Annotated in this window: 20 protein-coding genes; 9 read left to right on the top strand and 11 right to left on the bottom strand. The window is 75.3% G+C overall.

From position 1 onward, the window contains the following. Positions 1 to 36 precede the first annotated feature (36 nt). A complete protein-coding gene (locus tag ABZ576_RS09845) occupies positions 37 to 801 on the top strand; it encodes a chaplin (RefSeq protein ID WP_360738119.1) in 765 nt (254 codons plus the stop codon). A 186-nt stretch (positions 802 to 987) separates the two neighbouring features. On the opposite strand, the gene ABZ576_RS09840 is transcribed toward ABZ576_RS09845, so the two are convergent. Beyond that, positions 988 to 2,496, bottom strand: a complete 1,509-nt coding sequence (locus ABZ576_RS09840) for a hypothetical protein (protein ID WP_360738116.1) — start codon at positions 2,494 to 2,496, stop codon at positions 988 to 990. Between the two features lie 114 nt (positions 2,497 to 2,610). Between ABZ576_RS09840 and ABZ576_RS09835 the strand changes: the two genes are divergently transcribed. Then, complete coding sequence (locus ABZ576_RS09835) at positions 2,611 to 3,846, top strand: molybdopterin-dependent oxidoreductase (protein WP_360738114.1); 1,236 nt, start codon at positions 2,611 to 2,613, stop codon at positions 3,844 to 3,846. Positions 3,847 to 4,159: 313 nt separating this feature from the next. On the opposite strand, the gene ABZ576_RS09830 is transcribed toward ABZ576_RS09835, so the two are convergent. From ABZ576_RS09830 to ABZ576_RS09820, 3 genes are read right to left on the bottom strand one after another with little or no spacing between them, the layout of a single operon-like run. Further along, entirely contained in the window at positions 4,160 to 4,987 is an 828-nt protein-coding gene (locus tag ABZ576_RS09830) for a class I SAM-dependent methyltransferase (protein ID WP_360738111.1), read from the bottom strand. Continuing rightward, positions 4,984 to 5,607, bottom strand: coding sequence for a DUF2064 domain-containing protein (locus tag ABZ576_RS09825; RefSeq protein WP_360738109.1), 624 nt, complete (start codon positions 5,605 to 5,607; stop codon positions 4,984 to 4,986). Before ABZ576_RS09825 ends, ABZ576_RS09830 begins: the two co-directional genes overlap by 4 nt. Beyond that, positions 5,604 to 6,317, bottom strand: coding sequence for a glycosyltransferase family 2 protein (locus tag ABZ576_RS09820; RefSeq protein WP_360738106.1), 714 nt, complete (start codon positions 6,315 to 6,317; stop codon positions 5,604 to 5,606). The genes ABZ576_RS09825 and ABZ576_RS09820 overlap by 4 nt, the downstream gene beginning before the upstream one ends. A gap of 542 nt (positions 6,318 to 6,859) precedes the next feature. On the opposite strand from ABZ576_RS09820, the gene ABZ576_RS09815 reads away from it, so the two are divergent. After that, complete coding sequence (locus ABZ576_RS09815; protein WP_360738415.1) at positions 6,860 to 7,540, top strand: response regulator transcription factor; 681 nt, start codon at positions 6,860 to 6,862, stop codon at positions 7,538 to 7,540. A gap of 1 nt (position 7,541) precedes the next feature. Next, on the top strand, positions 7,542 to 8,651 hold the full coding sequence (locus tag ABZ576_RS09810) for a HAMP domain-containing sensor histidine kinase (RefSeq protein WP_360738104.1): 1,110 nt from the start codon (positions 7,542 to 7,544) through the stop codon (positions 8,649 to 8,651). A gap of 6 nt (positions 8,652 to 8,657) precedes the next feature. Here ABZ576_RS09810 and ABZ576_RS09805 read toward each other — a convergent pair whose 3' ends face one another. The 3 genes from ABZ576_RS09805 to ABZ576_RS09795 all read right to left on the bottom strand — a co-directional run bounded on the left by ABZ576_RS09805 (position 8,658) and on the right by ABZ576_RS09795 (position 11,912). Beyond that, positions 8,658 to 9,647: an NAD-dependent epimerase/dehydratase family protein gene (locus tag ABZ576_RS09805; protein ID WP_360738102.1), complete on the bottom strand. Its 990-nt coding sequence runs from the start codon at positions 9,645 to 9,647 to the stop codon at positions 8,658 to 8,660. Positions 9,648 to 9,741: 94 nt separating this feature from the next. Beyond that, a complete protein-coding gene (locus ABZ576_RS09800; protein WP_360738100.1) occupies positions 9,742 to 10,956 on the bottom strand; it encodes a cytochrome P450 in 1,215 nt (404 codons plus the stop codon). A gap of 467 nt (positions 10,957 to 11,423) precedes the next feature. Continuing rightward, positions 11,424 to 11,912: an SPW repeat protein gene (locus ABZ576_RS09795; protein ID WP_360738098.1), complete on the bottom strand. Its 489-nt coding sequence runs from the start codon at positions 11,910 to 11,912 to the stop codon at positions 11,424 to 11,426. Between the two features lie 200 nt (positions 11,913 to 12,112). Between ABZ576_RS09795 and ABZ576_RS09790 the strand changes: the two genes are divergently transcribed. The 3 genes from ABZ576_RS09790 to ABZ576_RS09780 all read left to right on the top strand — a co-directional run bounded on the left by ABZ576_RS09790 (position 12,113) and on the right by ABZ576_RS09780 (position 15,566). Beyond that, complete coding sequence (locus ABZ576_RS09790; protein WP_360738096.1) at positions 12,113 to 12,655, top strand: DUF1360 domain-containing protein; 543 nt, start codon at positions 12,113 to 12,115, stop codon at positions 12,653 to 12,655. A gap of 114 nt (positions 12,656 to 12,769) precedes the next feature. Further along, positions 12,770 to 13,387: a hemerythrin domain-containing protein gene (locus ABZ576_RS09785; protein WP_360738094.1), complete on the top strand. Its 618-nt coding sequence runs from the start codon at positions 12,770 to 12,772 to the stop codon at positions 13,385 to 13,387. Positions 13,388 to 13,811: 424 nt separating this feature from the next. Continuing rightward, complete coding sequence (locus tag ABZ576_RS09780) at positions 13,812 to 15,566, top strand: SpoIIE family protein phosphatase (RefSeq protein ID WP_360738092.1); 1,755 nt, start codon at positions 13,812 to 13,814, stop codon at positions 15,564 to 15,566. Positions 15,567 to 15,777: 211 nt separating this feature from the next. Here the strand turns inward: ABZ576_RS09780 and ABZ576_RS09775 are convergent, their stop codons facing one another. Together ABZ576_RS09775 and ABZ576_RS09770 are read right to left on the bottom strand one after the other, a co-directional pair. Further along, complete coding sequence (locus ABZ576_RS09775; protein ID WP_360738090.1) at positions 15,778 to 16,614, bottom strand: GNAT family N-acetyltransferase; 837 nt, start codon at positions 16,612 to 16,614, stop codon at positions 15,778 to 15,780. 259 nt (positions 16,615 to 16,873) lie between these two features. After that, a complete protein-coding gene (locus ABZ576_RS09770; protein ID WP_360738088.1) occupies positions 16,874 to 17,863 on the bottom strand; it encodes a nitroreductase in 990 nt (329 codons plus the stop codon). A 402-nt stretch (positions 17,864 to 18,265) separates the two neighbouring features. Between ABZ576_RS09770 and ABZ576_RS09765 the strand changes: the two genes are divergently transcribed. Together ABZ576_RS09765 and ABZ576_RS09760 are read left to right on the top strand one after the other, a co-directional pair. Beyond that, entirely contained in the window at positions 18,266 to 19,171 is a 906-nt protein-coding gene (locus tag ABZ576_RS09765) for a universal stress protein (RefSeq protein ID WP_360738086.1), read from the top strand. A 157-nt stretch (positions 19,172 to 19,328) separates the two neighbouring features. Beyond that, entirely contained in the window at positions 19,329 to 19,616 is a 288-nt protein-coding gene (locus ABZ576_RS09760; protein ID WP_360738084.1) for an SHOCT domain-containing protein, read from the top strand. Positions 19,617 to 19,896: 280 nt separating this feature from the next. Here the strand turns inward: ABZ576_RS09760 and ABZ576_RS09755 are convergent, their stop codons facing one another. Continuing rightward, positions 19,897 to 20,463 carry a GNAT family protein gene (locus ABZ576_RS09755; protein ID WP_360738082.1) on the bottom strand — a complete coding sequence of 189 codons (567 nt, stop codon included), beginning with the start codon at positions 20,461 to 20,463 and terminating at the stop codon, positions 19,897 to 19,899. Positions 20,464 to 20,465: 2 nt separating this feature from the next. Beyond that, positions 20,466 to 21,062 carry an HD domain-containing protein gene (locus ABZ576_RS09750; RefSeq protein WP_360738080.1) on the bottom strand — a complete coding sequence of 199 codons (597 nt, stop codon included), beginning with the start codon at positions 21,060 to 21,062 and terminating at the stop codon, positions 20,466 to 20,468. Between the last annotated feature and the right edge of the window lie 42 nt (positions 21,063 to 21,104).

Raw genomic sequence — 21,104 nt, 5'->3', positions numbered from 1 at the left:
AGTGCCCGCGACCGTATCTGGAAGGACAGGGAACCGATGAAACGGGTTACCCGAAACAGTGTGATCGCCGTCGCCGCCGCCTCCGGTGCCATGGCCGTCGCGGGACCGGTGCACGCCGACTCCGCCGCGGACGCCGCCGCGGCCGGCTCACCCGGGCTCATCTCCGGCAACGGCATCCAGTTGCCGGTGCACGTCCCGGTGAACGTGTGCGGGAACACCGTGAACGTGGCGGGACTGCTCAACCCCGCCATGGGCAACCGCTGCGCCAACGCGGGCGGGCACGCCCACGGCAAGGACGGCGCCCACGGCAAGGACGGCGCCCACGGCAAGGACGGCTCCTCGGCGGCAGGGGCCACGGCCGACGCCGCGGTCACGGACTCGCCGGGCCTGATCTCCGGCAACGGCGTCCAGCTCCCGGTCGATCTGCCCGTGAACGTCAGCGGGAACACGGTCAACGTGGTGGGCATCGGCAACCCCGTCTTCGGCAACGAGTCCGTGAACACCTCGGACCGGCCGGACGAGCCCGGCCGGTCCACCCCGCCCCGTGAGGAACCGCCCACCCGCGTCACTCCGCCGGTCCACTCCGAGCCGCCGGCTCCGCCCCGGCCGCACCACCCGCCCAAGGCCCGCCCCACGCCCGAGCCGGCCCCCGTCGTCGTACGGCAGCGCCCGCACGCCACGCTCGCGAACACCGGGGCGGACAGCACCTGGACGACCGCCCTGGCGAGCGTGGCCTCGCTGATGGGCGGCACGATGCTCTACCGGCGCTTCCGCTCCGGGATCCCCAGCCGGGAAGGGTGAACCCGGCCGCCCGGTCCGCACCCGGGGGACGCACCCCCGCGCCCGGGACGCACCCCCGCGCCCGGGGGACGCACCCCCGACCGGCCGGCCACGGCCCGCGGTCACCCAGGGCCGTGGCCGGTCGCCCGCCCCACGGCGGCGCCGGCAACCGGCGCGACACCGTGAGCGTCCGCCCGCGCGGTCCGCTCACCACCCCGTGAACAGCAGGTGGTTCAGCGCCAGGGCGAGGGCCGCCTGGGCGGCGAGCCAGGCGCGGGGGCGGGGCAGCAGCGCGCAGGCCGGGAGCAGCCACAGCGCGAAGGGCAGCCAGATCCGTTCCGTCTCCGCCTTGCTCATGCCGGACAGATCGGCCACCAGCAGGGCGGCCAGGGCCGCCGCCACGAGGAACGCGAGCCGCACCTCGGCCGCGGGGGCCGTGCGATGGCCGGTGGGCCGGGTCGCGGGCGGGGGAGCCGCGCGGTGTCCGGCGGGCCCGGCCTCGGTCGCGGAGGACGTCCGGCGGCCGGGCCGGGCCCCGGTCGGCGGAGCCGTGCGGTGGCCCGTGGGCCGGGGCACGGGTGTGGGGGCCGGCCGGGGGAGGGTGAGTGCCGTGACGGTGCGTCGCAGACCCGCCGCCGTGGCCACGCCGGTGATCAGCACCGCGCAGGCCAGGTTGGCCCACACCCAGTAGCCGTAGGGGCGCGTGCCGCCGACGCCCTGGTGGTAGCGGGTGACCAGCAGCCGGTAGCCCTCCCACCAGTCGAACCCGGCGAGCGTGAACACCGCAGGGAACACCGCCGTTCCGGCCAGGAGCAGGGCCGGGACAGCCGGTCGCTCCCGGACCCGGCGGCGGCCCGCCACCAGCACCGCCGCCCCGATGACCGCGAAGAGCGTGAGGCCGTAGGAGAGGTAGCAGGTCAGGCCGGCCAGCAGGCCGCTGCCCGCCGCCCAGGCCGGGGACCGTCCGGTCACCGCGAGGGCCAGCAGGGCCACGGACCAGGCGGCGACCGCCGCGAAGTAGCCGTCGGCCGAGGTACCCACCCACACGGCGGCCGGGGCCAGCACCAGGAACGGCGCCGCCCGCCGGGCCGGGCGCTCGCCGGCCAGCGCCCGCACCGCCACCAGCACCGCCACGCAGGCGGTCGCCCCCACGGTGATGCACAGGGCGCCGGCCCAGCCGCCGCCGCGCAGTCCGGCCCGGTCCAGGAGGACGAAGGTGAGCGTGGCCGCCGGCGGATGCCCGGCGATGTGGGCGGGCCACGGATCCGGGGACCCGCTCACGATGTGCTGCGTGAAGTCGCGCAGGGCGGCCGGTACGTCGTGGAAGCGGCCGATGACCGTGAGGTACTCGTTGCGGGTGGTGAGCCGGCCGGCCACGCCCCGCCGCCAGCCGTCGACCAGCGCGAGCGACCACGTCCAGGCCAGGGCCGACGCCCAGGCCGCGAGCAGCAGCCCCCGCCACGGCAGCCGGGCGGCGGCCGCCGGGCCGTAGGCCACCACCGCGCCGGCCACCAAGGCGGCGGCCGCCGTGCCCGGGCCCAGGTGCGGATCCCAGTCGGCGAACAGCGGGGGCCAGTGGACGAAGAGCGTGCGGCGGGTGTCCTGGATGTGCCGCCCGACGAGCACGGCGACGAGGACGAGCAGGGCGGCGGCGGCAGCGGCACAGAGGTCGCCGCGCAGTCCGGCGTACCGGTCACGGAGGGGAGCCTGGGTCACACCGGAACGCTAGGGCGGCGACCGGGGGGAAGGAACGGACCGGCGGGGCGACGTCAGCGTTTCGTCATGGCTCGCGCGCCCCCGCACCGGGTCGCCGCGGCCTACCGTCAGACCATGCGAGACCACCACCCGCGGCTCCCCTCCTCACCCGGCTTCTGGCGCAGCCCGCTGCGCGGCACCCGCTTCACCTCGGTCCTCGGCCTCGTGCTGCTCGTGGGCATCACGGTGCTGTTCGTGACCGGCCTGGTGTCGTACGCCGCCTACAACCCGGGCCTGGCACGGGTGAACGACCAGACGCCGGACAAGGGAGTCCTCGGCTTCTACCTGTTCGCCTGGCCGACGGACCCGCACTGGCTGTACCGGCTCACCCAGGGCCTGCACGTCACCCTCGGCATCACCCTGATCCCGGTCCTGCTGGCCAAGCTGTGGTCGGTGGTGCCGAGGCTGTTCACGCTCCCGCCGGCCCGCTCGCTCGCGCACGCCCTGGAACGGCTCTCCCTGCTGCTGCTCGTCGGCGGCGGACTGTTCGAGTTCACCACCGGCGTCCTCAACGTCCAGCTCGACTACGTCTTCCCGGGCTCCTTCTACCCGCTGCACTTCTACGGCGCCTGGGTGTTCTTCGCCGCGTTCACGGCGCACGCCGTGCTGAAGGTGCCGACCGCCGTCCGGGCCGTGCGGCGGCGGCGCCGGGAGGAGGGCGGCCTGGTGTCACCCCGGCCCGACGCGCCGACCGTCTCGCGGCGCGGCGCGCTGCGCTTCGTCGGTGGCGCCTCGCTGCTGCTCCTCGCCACGACCGTGGGGCAGAGCATCGGGGGCGTGTGGCGCCGTACCGCCCTCCTCGCCCCGCACGGCGGAGCCGACCCCGGCGGCGGGCCGAACGGCTTCCAGATCAACAAGACGGCCGCGTACGCCGGCGTCGGCACGGCGGAGACCGCGCCGGAGGCGTGGCGGCTCGTGGTCACCGGACGTGCCGGGACCGTCCGCCTGACCCGCGCCGATCTGCTCCGGCTGCCGCTGCACAGCTCGGCGCTGCCCATCGCCTGCGTCGAGGGCTGGTCGACCGACGACCAGTGGTGGCGCGGGGTGCGGCTGCGCGACCTCGCCGCGCTGGTCGGCCACGACGGCGACCCGCCGGATCTGTTCACGGAGTCGCTCCAGCGGCACGGTGCCTTCCGCCGTGCCGCCCTGCGCGCGAACCAGGTGGCCGACCCGCGCTCCCTGCTCGCCCTGTACGTCAACGGCGAGGAACTGTCCCCCGACCACGGCTACCCGGCACGGATCATCGTGCCCGCGGCGCCCGGTGTGCTCAACACCAAGTGGGTGGCCAGGCTGACCTTCGGAGACCTGTGATGCGCCCCCGCCCGCCGCTCGGCAACCCCTTCGAGATCCTCCTGCTGGCCTGCTCGTTCGCGCTCGCCGCCTATGCCGGGCTACGGCTGTTCGCCGGCGACTGGAGCGGCGTGGCGCTGTGGCTGGTGGGGGCGGCGCTGCTGCACGACCTCGTGCTGCTGCCGCTGTACTCGCTCGCCGACCGGGCGGCCCTGCGCGGCCTCGGCGCCGTCGGCCGCCGGGAGTGGGCCATGTACGTCCGGGTCCCGGCCGCCCTGTCCGGGCTGCTGCTGCTCGTGTGGTTCCCGCTGATCAGCGGCATGGTGGACCGGCGCTACCGGTCCGCCACCGGCCTGCCGGCGGACGGCTTCCCCGCCCGCTGGCTGCTGATCACCGCGGTCCTCTTCGGCGGCTCGGCGCTGCTGCTGGCCGTGCGGGTCGCCCGCTCGGGCGGCCGGGCACCGGGGAGGCTGCGCAGGGCGGCGAAGCGGCGCCCGCCGGCCGCCCACTGACCGACGCTCCGCCAGCCCGCCCGGCCCGCGTACCGCAGCAGGGCCGGGGTGCCGAGCCGGGCCCACGGGAAGGCGCCGCCGCCCGCCCGCGCGCCGGTGTGGTCGACGACCTCCACCTCGGACAGCTCGTCGACGTCCACCGCGGCCGTCTCGGCGATCAGCAGGCCGCCGGGGCTGAGGAGCCGCGCCACCCGGTCCAGCAGGGCGCCCGGGTCGCCGCCGATGCCGATGTTGCCGTCCATGAGCAGGACGGTGCCCCAGTGCCCCTCGCCGGGCAGCGGCTCGAACACCGAGCGCCGCAGCGCCCGGCCCCCTCCCGTGGCCGGGTCCGGTCCGGGCGGGCCGGACCCCAGCCGCCGCACGGTACGGTCGACGGCGGCCTCGCTGACGTCGATGCCGAGGACGGTACGGCCCCGGGCGGCGAGTTCCGCCACCAGTCGGCCCGGACCGCAGCCGACGTCGAGGACGGCACCCTCGCAGCGGTCCAGCACCGTCCGGTCGGCCGGGTCCGCCCGCGCGCACCAGCGCTCGACCTCCAGGGGCAGCAGCCAGCCGTCGGCGCGGCGCAGGAACAGCGGGCCGCGCCCGGTGCGCAGGGCGGCGGCATAGGGATCGGCCACGGCCCAGGCGACGGCCCGGGGTGCGCTCACCGTCCGGTCCCGGTGTGCGCGGCGCACCCGGCCAGCCGGGCGGCGAACCGGCCGTGCGGCGCCAGGGCGGCGACCGCCACCGCGTCGGCGGCGGTGTCCACGTCCCGCAGCCGGGGCAGATCGCGCACCCGCAGCCCGGCGGCCACCAGCCGCCGCCGCTGCACCGCGCCCGTGCCGGCCGTGGACATGGGCACGCCCCGCAGCAGCGCCGGGTCCGGGGCGGCCAGCCCCAGGGCCCAGAAGCCGCCGTCCTCCGCGGGGCCGAAGTACGCCTCGCACCCGGCGAAGTCCACGGTGAGCAGGTCCGGGGTCACCTGCGGGGTGTCCATGCCGATGAGCAGGGCGGGGCCCTCGCACCGCGCGAACGCGTCGGCCAGCCGCAGGTCCAGACCGCCCGTGCACTGCGGTACGACGTCGAAGCCGGGCGGCAGCCAGGGGCCGGGGCGGCCGTCGAGCACCAGGACGCGCCGGGTGGCGGGCGCGGCCGCCACGGCGTGCAGGGTGTCGGCGAGCGCCGCCTCCGCGAGCGCCGCCGCCTGGACGGGGGTGAAGGGCGGGGTGAGCCGCGTCTTGACCCGACCCGGCAGCGGTTCCTTGGCGATGACGAGCAGCGTGGTCACCGTACGGCCCCGCCGCCGGCCGGAGGCTCGGCCAGGACACGGCTCATGTCCCGCACCGCCTGCCAGGTGCCCCGCCAGGTGCCCGTCACCTTGGAGGCGCCGGTGCGCGGCAGGTACGGCACGTCGTGCTCCGCGATCCGCCAGCCCGCGTCGGCCGCGCGCACCACCATCTGGAGCGGATAGCCGCTGCGCCGGTCGCTGAGACCGAGCGCGAGCAGCGGCTCCCGGCGGGCGGCGCGCAGCGGACCGAGGTCGTGCAGGCGCAGCCCGGTACGGCGGCGCAGCAGCCGCGCGAGCGCGAGGTTGCCGGCCCGGGCGTGCGCGGGCCAGGCACCCCGGCCCCGCGCCCGCCGCCGCCCCAGGACCAGGTCGGCCTCTCCGTCGAGCACTTCACGCACGAACGGGACGAGGAGCGCGGGGTCGAGGGAGGCGTCGCAGTCGCAGAAGCAGACGACGTCGGCGGTGGCCGCGGTCAGCCCGGCGTGGCAGGCGGCGCCGAAACCGCGCCGCGGCTCGTGGACGACGGTCGCACCGTGGGCGCGGGCGATGTCCGCCGAGCCGTCGGTGGAGCCGTTGTCGACCACGAGGGCGCGCCAGCCCGCCGGGATCCGGGCGAGTACCCAGGGCAGGGCCTCGGCCTCGTCGAGGCAGGGCAGCACCACGTCCACGCCCGCCGGTGATGATGGAGTCGAGGGGGTCACGCCGTTCACCTTACGAACGGGAAGCGGACATAACGGACTCTCGCTCCTTACGAAACGCGGACGTCGGGGCCCGGGTGCGGTCCGGGGAGCGACAGCCGTCACGGCCCGGTGCGAGGCTGGTGGACATGCAGCAGCCGCACGTGCCCACGAGGGCGAGCGCCATGGACGGAACCGCCGGGCCCCAGCCGCTCGACGCGCCCGCGCCCGGCCCCGGTCCCGGCCCCGGTTCCGGTTCCGGTTCCGGTTCCGGTTCCGCCGGACCGGCTTCCCCGTCGGCCCCCAGCCGGTCCGTCACCGGTCCGTCCGTCTCCGGCCCGTCCGTCTCCGGTCCGTCCGCCTCCGGTCCGTCCGCCTCGGTTCCGTCCGTCTCCGGTCCGTCCGTCTCGGTTCCGTCCGTCTCCGGCCCGTCCGCCTCGGTTCCGTCCGTCCGCGGCCCGTCGGAGTCCGGCCGGTCCGCCTCCGGGCGGTCCGCCCGCGGCCCGTCGGCATCCGGCCCGTCCGGCCTCGGCCACCCCGCCCCCGGTCGGCCGGGCCCCGGTGCCGCCCGTGTCCTGGTCGTGGACGACGACGCGACCGTCGCGGAGGTCGTCGCCGGATACCTCGGCCGGGCCGGGTACCTCGTGGACCGCGCCGACGACGGCCCCTCCGCCCTCGGCCGCGCCGCCGCACACTGGCCGGACCTGGTCGTGCTCGACCTGATGCTGCCCGGCATGGACGGCCTGGAGGTCTGCCGGCGGCTGCGCGCCCGCGCCTCGGTGCCCGTCGTCATGCTCACCGCCCGCGGCGACGAGGACGACCGCATCCTGGGCCTGGAGGTCGGTGCGGACGACTATGTGACCAAGCCGTTCAGCCCCCGCGAACTCGTCCTGCGGGTCCAGTCGGTGCTCCGCCGCGCCCGCCCCGGCACCGGCACCCGCCCGCTGGCCGCGGCCGGTCTCACCGTCGACCCCGGGGCCCGCCGCGCCACCAAGAACGGCGCCGAACTCGCCCTCACCCTGCGCGAGTTCGACCTGCTCGCCTTCCTCATGGGGAACCCGGGGCGGGCGTACGGCAGGGAGGACCTGATGCGCGAGGTGTGGGGCTGGGACTTCGGGGACCTCTCCACCGTGACGGTGCACATCCGCCGGCTGCGCGGCAAGGTGGAGGACGACCCCGGCCGGCCGCGCCTGATCCAGACGGTGTGGGGTGTCGGCTACCGCTTCGACCCCGGCGGCCGGGCGGAGGCGGGCTGACGTGCGCGACATCCTCCTCATCGCCGGGTACGCCTTCGCCGGGGCCGCGGCCACGGGCCTCGCGGGCGCCGCCGCGCTGCGGCTGCTGCGGCGCCGCTCGCTCACCGCCTCCCTCACCGTGGTCGCGGCGGTCGGCGTGGCCGGGGTCCTCGCGGGCACCCTCGCGGTCGCCTGGGCGATGTTCCTGTCCCCGCACGACCTGACCGTGGTGACGACGGTCGTCGCGATGGCCGCGGTGGTCTCCCTGGCGACCGCCCTGCTGCTGGGCCGCTGGGTCGTCGCCCGCAGCCACGAACTGGCCATGGCGGCCCGGTCCTTCGGCGAGGCCGGCGACTTCGCCGCCCCGGCCGCCCCCGCCACCGCCGAACTCGCCGAGGTGAGCCGTGAGCTGGCGGCCACCAGTGCGAGACTCGCCGAATCCCGCGAGCGCGAACGCGTGCTGGAGACCTCGCGCCGGGAACTCGTCGCCTGGATCTCCCACGACCTGCGCACCCCGCTCGCCGGACTGCGCGCCATGTCGGAGGCGCTGGAGGACGGCGTCGCCGACGACCCCGACCGCTACCTGCGGCAGATCCGCACCGAGGTGGAGCGCCTCAACGACATGGTCGGCGACCTCTTCGAACTCTCCCGCATCCACGCCGGCACCCTCCCCCTGGCCCCGTCCCGGATCTCCCTCTACGACCTCGTCGGCGACGCCCTGGCCGGCGCCGACCCGCTCGCCCGCGCCCACGGCGTACGGCTGGTCGGGGACGGGGTGGAGCCCGTCCCGGTCGAGGTCGACGCCAAGGAGATGAGCCGCGTCCTGGGCAACCTGCTGGTCAACGCCATCCGCCGGACCCCCGCCGACGGCACCGTCGCCGTCGCCGCCGAGCGGTCGGCCGACCGTGTGGTCCTGTCGGTGACGGACGGCTGCGGCGGCATCCCGGAGGAGGATCTGCCGCGCGTCTTCGACACCGGCTGGCGCGGCACCGACGCCCGCACCCCGCCGGCCGGGGCGGGCCTCGGCCTCGCCATCGTGCGCGGGATCGTCGAGGCCCACCAGGGCCGGGCCACCGTCCGCAACATCCCCGGCGGCTGCCGCTTCGAGGTCACGCTGCCCGCCGTCCCGTAGCCGGCCTCACGCGTGGCCGGCGAACTCCCGCACGCCCTCGGCGAAGGCGACCTCCGGCCGCCAGCCCAGCTCGGCCCGCAGCCGCGAGGAGTCGGCCGTGATGTGCCGTACGTCCCCGAGCCGGTACTCCCCGGTGACCACGGGCGCGGGCCCGCCGTGGGCGTCGGCCAGCGCACGGGCCATCTCCCCGACGGTGTGCGGCTCCCCGCTCCCGGTGTTGTACGCGGTGAGCACCCCCGGCGCGGATCCCGCCTCCAGCGCCACCGCGTTGGCCGCGGCCACGTCCCGCACGTGCACGAAGTCCCGGCGCTGCCGCCCGTCCTCGAACACGCGGGGCGCCTCACCCCGGGCCAGGGCGGAGCGGAAGAAGGAGGCGACACCGGCATAAGGGGTGTCGCGGGGCATCCGGGGGCCGTACACGTTGTGGTAGCGCAGCGAGACGGCCGACCCGCCCGTCGCGCGCGCCCACGCGGCGGCCAGGTGTTCCTGCGCCAGCTTGGTCGTGGCGTACACGTTGCGCGGGTCGGCCGGCGCGTCCTCGTCGACCAGCCCCGGGACGAGGTCGTCCCCGCACACCGGACACCTCGGCTCGAACCGCCCCGCGTCCAGGTCGGCCACGGCCCGCGGTCCCGGCCGTACCACCCCGTCGCGCGGGCAGGCGTAGCGCCCCTCCCCGTAGACGACCATCGACCCGGCCAGCACGAGGTGCCGTACGCCGGCCTCGGCCATGGCGGTGAGCAGGACGGCGGTGCCGAGGTCGTTGCGGGAGACGTACTCCGCCGCGTCCCCGAAGCCCGTCCCGAGTCCGACCATCGCGGCCTGGTGGCACACGGCGTCCACGCCGGCCACGGCCCGGCCGACCGCCGCGGGATCGCGCACGTCGGCGCCCGGATCCGTACGCACGTCGAAGACGACCGCCTCGTGGCCGCGCGCCGCCAGCGCGGCCACGACATGAGAGCCGATGAACCCGGCACCGCCGGTGACCAGTACACGCATACGGCCACGCTAGGCCCGCCGGGACGCCGGACCATGCGGGAGCGGCCGGTACGTCACGACTCCGTAAGACACGGGTTCGCGGCCCGCCCCGTGTTTACCAGGCGACGGGGAGGCGCACCGGGAAGCGGCGGATGGTTCCGGTGTCCCACTCGATGTCGTCGGGGGAGACGGCGAGGCGCAGCCGGGGGAAGCGGGTCAGCAGGCCGGTGACCGCGCTCTCCAGCTCCGCCCGGGCGAGTGGCGCGGCGAGGCAGTGGTGCCCGCCCCAGCCGAACGTCATGTGCGGGCGCACCGGCCGTTCGAGGTCGAGCCGGTGCGGATCGGGGAAGACGGCCGGGTCGCGGTTGGCCGCCAGGTAGGACACGTGCACGTAGTCGCCGGCCCTGATCGCCGTTCCCTCGATCTCCGCGTCCTCCAGGGCGATCCGGGGGATGCCGACGCCCTTGCGGAAGGGGATGAACCGCAGCAGCTCCTCCAGCGCGCCCGGGAACCGTCCGGGGTCGCGGGCGAACGCGGCGCACTCCTCGGGCCGGCTCAGCAGCACATAGGCGATGTTGCTGATCTGGCAGGTCGCGGTGTCGTTGCCGCTGAGGATGAGGGTGACGGCCAGGACCGCCAGCTCGTCGTCGCTGAGCGGTTCCTCGCCCGGCGGCACCGGGGCGGTGGCCATCGTGCTGAGCAGGTCCTCGCCCGGTGTGCTCCGCCGGGCGGGGATCAGCCCGGCGAAGTAGGCCCGCAGCTGGGCCTTGGCGTCGGCCGCGTCCTGGCGGGCGTCCGGGGAGGTGGCCAGCAGCCGCATGGTGCACGCCCGCAGCTCGTCGCGGTCGGCCTCGGGTACGGCGAGGAGCTCACAGATCGTCAGGTGGGGCAACGGGACCGACAGATGGGTCACCAGATCCGCGGGCGCCCCGGCCTCGGCCATCGTCGAGAGCAGCCTGGCCACCACCCGGTCCACCGCCGGCCGCATGCCCGCCACCCGCTCCCGGGTGAACGCCTGGGCCGTCACGTGCCGCAACCGGGTGACGTGCGGCGGGTCCGTCACGTTGATCGACTCGGGTGACACGATGGGCTCCGGCGTCATCCTCGGATAGTCGCGCCCGACGATCGCCGCCCGGCTGAACCGCGGGTCGCACGTCACCTGACGCACGCCGGCGAAACTGGTCACCAGCCACGCCTCGGCCTCGCCGTAGGGCAGCCGGATCCGGCTGACCGGCCCGCGCTGTGCCAAGGAGGCCAGGGACGGGTCGAATTCCAGCGCGTCGGCGAAGTCGAAGGGGCATTCGGGCGCTGCCGTGTCGGGGGACGACATACAGCCTCCTTTGTGCGCCGCTGGGCGCGTCACTTCCGAGGAGCCGTGGCGAGGGCGTCACCCCCACTTCTGAGGGTGGTCACCATGACTCAATATGGGGGAGACCGGCACACTGCGCAGAACAGGAGCCTCAGGCAACGACCTGCCGGCGCACGTGGGCCGACCGGGGCCGGGTCGGTCCGGTTGGTCCGGTCGGTCGGTAGGGGCGCGCGCTGGAGGCGGCGCCGCGCGACGGAGTTCATCGGTCGTGCGGGCCGACTCGTCGGCCGTGGGGGTGAGGGTGTTCCGGGGCGCGGACGGAGAGGCGGGCCCGGTGGCGTCCTGGGACGCGTTCCGGGCCCGGTGGGGGTTCGGGTGTGCCTCCTGGTGGGGGGCGGTGGGGACGGGGTGCGGCCGGCAGGTCCGGGGCCGTTCCGGGGTCCCGGTCGGCGGTGCCGGGGTGACCGGCCGGCCGGCACGCGATCCGGTCAGGCGCGGCCGAGCGGGTAGGACGTCGCCATGCCGCCGCCCGACGGGGACGACTCGGCCGCGCGGGCGGCCGCGCTGGCGGCCAGGGCCAGCAGGAGGGCCAGCGCGCCGGTGATGATGTTGTTCACGATCGTCTTCGTCGTACTGACGTCGCCCGCCACCACCCAGGGCGCGATGATGGCCCACAGACCCAGGGCGCAGCATGCCCACGCCATGCTGTGGGTGCGTTCGTAGGCGCGTCCGAACCCGCCGCTCATCAGGACCGCGTAGGCGATACCGGTGACCAGGTTGGTGATGGCCAGTGTCGACAGGTTGTTGAAGCCGGTGATCCAGGGCGATGCCGCCAGGTACAGGCCGGTGAGCAGCGCCATCGTCTCGATGGCCTGGCCCTGGGGCGTGCTCGTGGTGCGTTCCGCCAGCTCGTGGCGGAGGCGCATGTCGACGATGTCGGGGTGCGTCTCCATGGACGGCCTGGGCGAGGTTGTCATCGTCTTTCCCTTCAAGGGGCGAGGTCTGACGGGAACCCGGGTTCCCCTAACGCGTTATTTATCCCTTTTTAGCTCTTTCACCCGTTTAGCGGCTTTTTGTATCGGCGCCGTCCCGCCGTTTGCCATCGGAACCGACGGGGACCCGAGGCGCACGAGGACGACGTCCCAGGGACAGCACGCGAGAGGAACGGTCGGGGCCGATGACTACGGCAACTGAGAGTCGCCTGGCGCGACGTGTGAACGGGTTGCTGCGCCGGATGCACCGGGACTACTCGGCCGGCCACGACAGGCCCCTGGGCGGCTACCTCGCGGCCATGGCGGGCTTCGGAGCGTACGCGGCGCTCTGGACCACGGCCGTACGGCGCAGTGGGCGACCCCTCCCGGAACGGCCCGAACCGTGGGACGTGGCGCTGACGTCCCTGGCCACCTTCCGCCTCAGCCGGCTGCTGAGCAAGGCGTCGGTGACCAGTCCGCTGCGCGCCCCCTTCACCCGCTACGTCGGCCCGCAGGGCCCGGCGGAGCTGCACGAGGAGGCGCAGCCCGAGGCGGGCAAGGAGACCGTGGGCGAGCTGGTGACCTGCCCCTTCTGCATGAGCGTCTGGGTGGCCTCGACACTGACCGGCGGCCAGTTGCTGTGGCCGCGCGCGACCCGCGCCGCCATGGGCACGCTCGCCGCCCTGGCCGGAGCGGACGCGCTCCAGCTGCTGCACAGCGCGTTGGTGGACAAGACGACGGGCGGCTGATCCGCGGATGCTCGGCGGGCGGGTCCCGACGGCCCCCGCAGACGTGTCCGGCACGTCGTCGAGGTGATCCGAGCGGTCCGGGCAGAGCCACGTCGAAGAGCATCGGGAAGAGCCATGCCGAAGAGCATCAGGGATCAGACGGTCGACCAGTTGGGCGGTCGGGGGAGCGTGCTGGCGCGGCAGCGCCGCGACCACGCGGAGATCGAGCGCCTCATGGAGCGCTACCTGAGCGGTACCGGGCAGGATCGGGAACACGCCTGGGAGGACGTCGTCCAGCTGGTCTTCAGCCACGCTTTCGCGGAGGAGACCGTGCTGTGGCCGGCCGTGCGGCGCTTCGTACCGGACGGCGAGGAGCTGACCGCCCGGGTCGAGGAGGAGCACCAGCAGATCAACGATCTCGTGGCCGACGTCGAACGGCTCTCCCCCGGTGACCCGGAACGCGAGGAGAAGGTGCGACGGGCGTTCGCACTCATCCGGCAGGACATCAGGGACGAGGAAGACCTCCTGCTCCCGCGGCTGCAGGACGCGACGGACGCCGCGCTGCGGCGGCGCCTGGGCGCCGCATGGGAGACGGTCCGCCGCACCGCGCCCACGCATCCGCACCCGGTGGTTCCCCGGCGTCCCCCGGTCAACGCGCTGCTGGGCGTGCCTCTGAGTCTCTACGACCGGATACGGGACGTGATCGGTCGCGCGAGCCCCGGACGAAGCGGCGGCGGGCGTTCCGGCCCGTGACGGCCACGGTCGTCCGACCGGAGGCGACGGTCTCCGCAGGGGCGGGCCGGCGGTTCCGGAGACGACGCAGCGGCGGATGAGGGAGGCGATGCCGCGGCGGCCTCCGGCTCACCCGCCGTCCGGCCCCTCCCGACACCGCCACCCGGCCCGCCCACCCGCTGCTTGAGCCCCCTGAGCTCTGCCGCCGGCTCGCGCACTCGGGCCAACAGCGGGCGCGGCCGCGGGCGCGAGGCGGTGGAATGGCGTTGCCGCCGCAGGGCGCGCGGGCCGGCACCGGCGCGTCGGCAGTCGGTGCGGCAGCGACGAGCACCGCAGGAAGGGGATCCGGGCGGGACGGGGACGCGCGATTCACCCGCGCCGGGGCATGCGGGACATGATCCCTCCCCGGGCGGACGAGCCGCCGGCAGGCGAAGGAGACGCGGAGATGGCAGAGCCGGAGCACCCGGACACCGACGGGGAAAGGTCCCCGGCGGCCACTGACGGGCCGGCCAGGGTGCTCGAGATGATCGGGACCGGCGCCTACCTCGTGGACGAGCGGGGCCGCATCGTCGGGGCCAACACCCGCGCCACCGAACTGCTGGCCCGGCCCGCGCGGGACCTCCTCGGCCGCGACGCGCACGACCTGCTGCACCGGGACGCCCACGGCCACCCCGTACCGAGGACGCGATGCAGCATGCGGCATGCTTTCCACGCCGGGCGCACCGCCCAGGCGGACGACGGCCACTTCGCACGCGGGGACGGCTCCGTGCTGCCCGTCTCCTGGCTGATCACCCCCTACGGTGCCGACGACCGCGGACCGTGCACGCTGGTCCTCTTCCACGCCCGGCGCCCGTCGGCGACCGGATCGCGACCCGGGCCGGCGGCCACCCGGCTGACGGAGCTCGAACGACTCGCGATGCTGGCGGAGACCACCACGCGGCTGACCTCCACCCTGGACGTCGACGAGGCGCTGCGCCGGCTCGTGGCCCTGGTCGTGCCCCGGCTGGCGGACTGGGCCGTCATCGATCTGATCTCCGAGCGCGACGAGGTCTGGCGTACCGTCGTCGTCCAAGCGGAGGGCGACACCAACACCCTGGTCGAGCACGAGGAGCTCCAGGGGCCGATGCCACCGGTCCCGGAAGAGTCCTCGATGCCGCTGTCGCGGGCCCTGCGCGGGGTCGCCTCCACCCTGGCCGGACCGCAGACCTACCAGGGGCCACCGGATTCCGGCATCGCGGTCGAACAGCGCCGCCTGTTCGACGCCACCGGCATCCACTCCGCGGCGATCGCCCCCATCCGCAGCACCCGCGAGGTCCTCGGGGCCCTCACGCTGGGACGCGCCGAGCAGCCGGACGACTTCGCCACCGCCGACCTCCCGCTGCTGGAGGACATCGCCCGCCGCGCCGGCCTCGCCCTGGACAACGCCCGTCTCTACCAGCGCCAGCGCAAGGTCGCCGAGACCATGCAGAACCACCTGCTGCCCCAGATGCCGCGCGTGGCCGGGCTCCAGATGACGGTGCGCTACCTGCCGGCCCCCGACGCCTCGCAGGTCGGCGGCGACTGGTACGACGCCTTCACCCTCCGCGACGGAGCGACCGCCCTGGCCGTCGGGGACGTCGTCGGTCACGACCTGGAGGCCGCGGCCGGCATGGCCCAGGTCCGCAACATGCTGCGCGCCTACGCGTGGTCCCAGCAGGAACCCCCGAGCCGGATCGTCGAACGGCTCGACGAGGCGGTCATGCACATCACCGACGTCACCATGGCGACCATGATCTTCGCCCGGGTGGAGGAGGCCGACGACGGCCACTGGACACTGTGGTGGACCAACGCCGGCCACCCGCCACCCCTGCTGATCACCCAGGACGGCCTGGCCGACTACCTGACGGACGGCCACGGCATCCTGCTGGGGGCCGGCGTGCGCTCGTCCCGCTCCGACGCCACCGTCACGCTGCCGCCCGGATCGACCCTGGTCCTCTACACCGACGGCTTGATCGAAGAACCGGGCCGTACGCTCGACGAGGGCCTGGACCGGCTGCGCCGGCACGCCGCCGCCCTCGCCCACCGGCCCCTGGCGGCCTTCACCGACCAGCTCCTGCGGCGGGTCCGTCCCGTCGACAACGACGACGACGTCGCCCTCCTCGCCCTGCGGGCACCCTCTCGCCCCCGGCCCGGACGGCCGGATCACGAGCGCGCCCGGTGACCGGGCGCGCCGCACGTGTCCGGCCGTTACGTGTGGGCGGACCGGGTTCAGCGGTCCGCTGGGACACGGTCACTCCTTGCCGCGCCCGACGGTGACGGGGCAGTGGGCGTGGTGCGGGCATCGGGAGTGCGCCGCCGGATGAACCGAGGTCGAGCCCGCCGGCGGGCGGCTGCGCGCTGCCGGAGCGCGGGAGGCACGGTGGCGGGCCGCGTCAGTGAGGCGTCCCGCCGGCCAAGTGGGGCAGGCTGAGGAACGTGGCGGCTTTGCGGGCCAGGACGGCGGTGAAGTGTTCACGCGCGTCGGGGCGCAGTCGTGCCAGGGTGACCATGCCGGTGATGACGGCGTCGGCCACCTCGTCCTGGACGTCCGCCCACGTGTGACTGTGGCCCTTTCGCGGATTCGTGCCCCGGGCGCCGATGACGGCCTGTGCGGCCTCGCCCACCTCCTCGGCGAGCTTGAGGACTTGCAGGGTCCATTGCTCCTCCGGCCGCAGTCCGTTCTCGGTGTCGAGAGCGCCGAACGTGTCGGCCAGACGCCGGATCGTGTCCCACCCGTCGGTGGTGGCGGCCGGCGCCTGACGACCACGGTCTCGCGGGGGCAACGCGGTTCTGCGCATGAGCGCGGGGTCGCTGACGAACCCCAGTTCCTCGTACAGGGGCCTGGACGCGTCACTGGCGTGCAGTTCGAAGAGGGTGACGCCCTCCTGCTCCAGATCGTCGAGGAGTGCGGTGAGGGCGGCCCTGGCGTAGCCACGGCGTCGGTGGCCGGGCCGGGTGGCCACCGCCTGGACGCGTGCGGACAGTCCCTTCGGGTAGCGCGGTGCGGGCAGGACGGGGCCGACCAGGGCCAGGGCGCACGAGGCGACTTGGTCCCCCGGTGCGTCCACGACGTAGGCCCGGGCATCGCCACCGGGCTGGAGCCGTCCGGCCAGCTGGTCCCGGCACAGGGACAGCCAGGCCGGGTCGAGCGGTTCGGAGAGGATCAGCTCGGATCGCAGCCGAGCGATGGCTTCGGCGTCGGCAGGTGTCGCACGGCGTGGAGTGGTCACGAATCCGTCCTTGTCGAGGTCGCGGTGCGGCGGTCCGTGCGATCCTGCCCGTCCAGGACCCGGCCACACGAAGACAGGGGCGCGCCGTGCGGGGGGAGCCTGATCCCGGCCGGGATGCCGGTGTCCGAGCCAGGTCACATCACGTCGACTTGAGATCGGCCGCCCGGCCGTCCTCGCCGGTGTCCCACCGGGTCGGAGCGAGTGCCCGCTCCGACGGAGGAGTGCGACGCATCTTCGTGAACGCCGCGGTGGACGCGGGTCAGATGACGTCGAGCAGGTCGGTCACCGGCCGGCGGGGGCTCGCCGGGCCCTCAGGGCCGTAGCCGAGCCGGATCACCATCTGCACGTGCCCCATGGCCGAGACGGGGTCGCGGACCGCCCACCTGGTCTCCGGCCACTCCAGGGGCTGGGACGTGACCGAAGCGACGAGTCCGTCGCCGGTGGCCCGGAGCAGGACCCGCTCCAGTGCCTGACCGGCGCGCAGCCAGTCCACCGGCTCGTCGCGGGCCGTACCGAGCAGAGCGATGTTCGGGTTCGTCTCGAACGGTGCCCGACCGCGCCCCGGCATGGGACGGCCGACGGCGAAGTCGCGTACCGGGGCGGAGGTACCGCGTTGTCGCGGGCCGAACGCCTCGCCGGGGATGCCCTCGCCCGCCCCGGCCGTACCCGACGGCTCCGGGCGCGTCCACCGCGCCGTCTCCCCGCGCACCCCGGGGTCGACCGCTTCCCTGCCCTCGGCGTCCCGCACCAGGTCCAGGATCGACTGCACGTGCCAGGCACCGGGGAACAACAGCTGTGCGCCCTCGCCGCCGGCCGCCTCACACAGCCCCTCCCTCACGTCCGCGGGGACCGCCTCGTCGCGGAAGGGCAGACGGCTGGAGTGACGACGCCGGATCGCGGGGGCCAACCGGGCGAGCACCGCGTCGGACGGTCCCCCACCGCACAGGTGCACCTCGGCGAGGAGTTCCGGGTAGGCGGACTCGGGCAGCAGCCGGACGAGCGGCGCCAGGCCCGCCGCCGCGGCGGACACGCGCAGGTTGAGCAGCGCGGCGCCGCACCCCGTGTGCAGTCCGCGGTTCTCCGGGTCGGTTCGCGGCAGTGCGCGCTCCGGATCGGCGTAGAGGCGCAGGACGCCGACGTCCCGCAGGTAGCGGAAGGTCCACGGCTGCGCGTTGTGCAGCGAGGGCGCCGCGGCGGCGTCCGCCACGAGCGCGGTGACGGTGTCCACGTCGGGGGGCTGTGCGGTCACGGTGCTGTCCCTTCGTGGGGCGGCGCGGGGGACGCCGCCGTCAACTCCATGGAAGGCCCGGCCCCGCCGGACCGCCAGGGGCCATTGGTCCCCACGGCGCGGGCCGGCCGACCCCCTCCTGCCCGCGGCCGGGCGCCGTGACCTGCGTCCCCACCGCCTACACGTCGGTCGGCGCCGGCACCGCCTACACGTCGGTCGGCGCCGGCACCGCCTACACGTCGGTCGGTGCCGGCGCCGCGTACACGTCGGTCGGTGCCGGCGCCGCGTACACGTCGGCCGGTGCCGGCCGCGGACCAGCACAGAGGGCCGGTCGGCCCCGGACCGGGCCGTGTGGCCTCTGATGCGGGCGGCGCCAGCGCCGGCACGCTGGACTCGGGCACTTCGCACCGGAAGGTGGAGACCATGTCCCGTACCGTCACCGTGGGCCTCGACGACTCGCCCGAGAGCCGTGCCGCGGCCGAGTGGGCGGCGCGCGAAGCGCTGCTGCGCGGCCTGCCCCTGAGGATCGTGCACGTGCAGGAGCCGACGCCCCGCTACGTGGCCCGCACCCCCCTGCTGGATCTCGACGGCTACCGGCACTGGGCCGAGCGGCTGGCACGCGAGTCAGCGGACGGCATCCGGCTCCGCCACCCGGGCGTCGAAGTGACGACGGAGCAGCTCACGGGGACCGTGGCCGACGTCCTGGCCGAGGCGGCGGGTTTCGCCGAGCTGCTGGTGCTGGGTTCGCGGGGCCTCGGCGGGCTCGCCGGATTCCTGGTCGGTTCGGTGAGCCTGGGCGTCGTGGCGCGCGCCGAGCGCCCGGTGGTGCTGGTGCGGGCGGGCGAGCAGGCCGCCGACGAGCACCGGATGGACCCGGCGGGGGTGCCGTCCGCCGCGGCGCCCTACCGTCCGGTCGTACTCGGCCTCGACGTCGGCGAGCCGGACGACACCCTGCTGGGCTTCGCCTTCGACGCGGCCGCTCGCCGCAGAGCGGCCCTGCGGGTGGTCCACGCCTGGGTGGAGCCGCCGACCTCCTTCCACGGCTTCGCCACGGACGCGGCATGCCACGACTCACTCGCACGCGGGCAGGCCACGCTCCTGGGCAAGGTGCTGCGGCCCTGGCGGGAGAAGTTCCCCGATGTCGAGGTCATGGAGGCGAGCCGTTGCGGGAACGCCGCACAGGTCCTCGTCAGCGTGTCGCGTGATGCCTCGCTCGTGGTCGTCGGCCGGCGCGTCCGCACCGGCTCGTTCGGGGCCCATATCGGGCACGTCACCCACTCCGCCCTCCACCACATCGCCGCTCCCGTCGCAGTCGTCGCACACGCCTGACCGGCAGACCGGCCATGGGGCCCAACGGCCCCACGCGTTGGCCCGACCGGCTCATGACGTGCCGGAAGCTCGGTGGCAGCGTGAGCAGCGGAGACTCCCGGAGCGACAGGCGGCGGCCCGTCTGCTCCCGGCGGCCTCCGGGAGGTGAGTCACCGTGATGTTCTGGTACGGCCACGACGTCGGCGGATGGGGCTGGTTCGCCATGTCCATGGGCATGATCCTCTTCTGGGCCCTGATCATCGTCGCCGGTGTTCTCCTGTACCGCTCACTGGCCAGGACGGGCGAGAACGGCGACCGTGCCGGCAGCGGGCTCCGGGGTACCGCCCCCGAGCAGGTACTCGCCGAACGCTTCGCCCGCGGCGAGATCGACGAGGATGAGTACCGGCGCCGGCTGACCGTCCTGCGGGAAGGCAGCCGCGACGGCCCAGGGCCCGGCCGGCGCTGAGCCGGAGCGCTGGGCGGCCGACTGCCGTACGGCAGGGCCGGCCGTGGGCCGCGCCGCAGGAGACGGCCGCCGCGCCGTCCGTCCCCGGGCCCCGAGCGCTGCCGGCCCCGGGCCGCCGCGGCTGTTCTCGGGCCTTGGGCGGCGCTGCCGGCCCCGGGCCCGCGCGGCTGTTCTCGGGCCTTGAGCGGCGCTGCCGGCCGGCAGCGGGTGCGGTCGGCCCCGGGCCGGCAGTGGGTGCGGTCGGCGTTCGGGCAGGCCCCGCCGTTCGGGCCGCGGGCGTTCAGGCCGCGGGCGTGCCGGGGACCGGCGTCCACTCCGGGGCCAGCACCGACCAGATCTCCTCGTCGTGCCGCTCGCCCCGGTACAGGTGGCTCTCCCGCAGCACGGCCTCCCTGCGCATGCCGAGCCGGCGGGCGACGGCGATGCTGGGCGCGTTGCCCGCCGACACCCACCACTCCACGCGGTGGACGCCCCGCGTGCGGATCGCCCAGTCGATCAGCAGCCGTGCCGCCCGGGTCACCAGACCCCGGCCCACCGCGGCGGGCTCCAGCCAGCAGCCCGCCTCCGCCGTGCCCTGGGGCACGTCCAGTCGGCGCAGGATCACCGCGCCGACCAGCGTGCCGTCGAGCCGGATCGCCCGGATGAGCCCCGCGTCGGCCGCCTCCTTCCGGGCGTACGCCTCCAGGAAGGCCCGGCTGGAGGACAGGTCCGTGACCACGTCGGGCAGCCCGTTGAACCGCCCGATGAACTCCCGGCCCCGGTCCACGTGGGCGAGGAACTCCGCGGCCTGCCAGGGCTGGAGAGGACACAGCTCGGCACCGTCGTCACCGAGAGGGGTCGCGAACATGGTCACCTTCGGGTGAGGGGGTGGGACATCTGGTACGCCAGCCTACGGTCGGCCCCCTCCCCGATGGCCGTGAGGGCCTCGTCCAGTTCCATGAACCACGCCCAGCGCTCCCGCCCGTCCGCACCGGCAAGCCGCGCCACCACCAGATCCTCCAGCTCCGGGACCCGCTTGTTCTTCCAGACCTTGTCGGCGAGGCTCACCAGCAGGTCCTCGACGCCGGCCGCCGCGGACCAGGACGCATGGGTGCCGGCGAACCGGGCGAGCCGGTCCGGCACCCCGTGGGCCAGCAGCAACTCCCGCCCGGCCGCCTCGTGCCGCGCGCCGGGGCCGGACAGCTCCGCCGGGTGCAGTGCCTTGCCGATGTCGTGCGTGGCGGCGCCGAACAGCACCGCGTCGGCGTCGAACTCCAGCGCCGGGCAATGCTGTCGGACCCACTCCGCCAGCTGCGCCGCGACATCGTGCACCGCCCGGAGGTGGGCCACGAGCCGGGGCGGGGCGGCCACCTGTTCCAGCAGTACGGCGGCCCGTCGGGGCAGCGGGCGCAGGGGCGGATCGTCGGTGTCGTCCGTCGCGCAGGACGCTGTGTCTCCGGCTGTCACCGTGCCAGAGTAATCACCGGCGCACGGCGGACGGCCGGCTGA

The sequence above is a fragment of the Streptomyces sp. NPDC013455 genome, assembly GCF_040632975.1.
Classification (GTDB): domain Bacteria; phylum Actinomycetota; class Actinomycetes; order Streptomycetales; family Streptomycetaceae; genus Streptomyces.
Note: the sequence above shows the minus strand (reverse complement) of the source record. Positions and strands in the feature narration are given on the sequence as shown.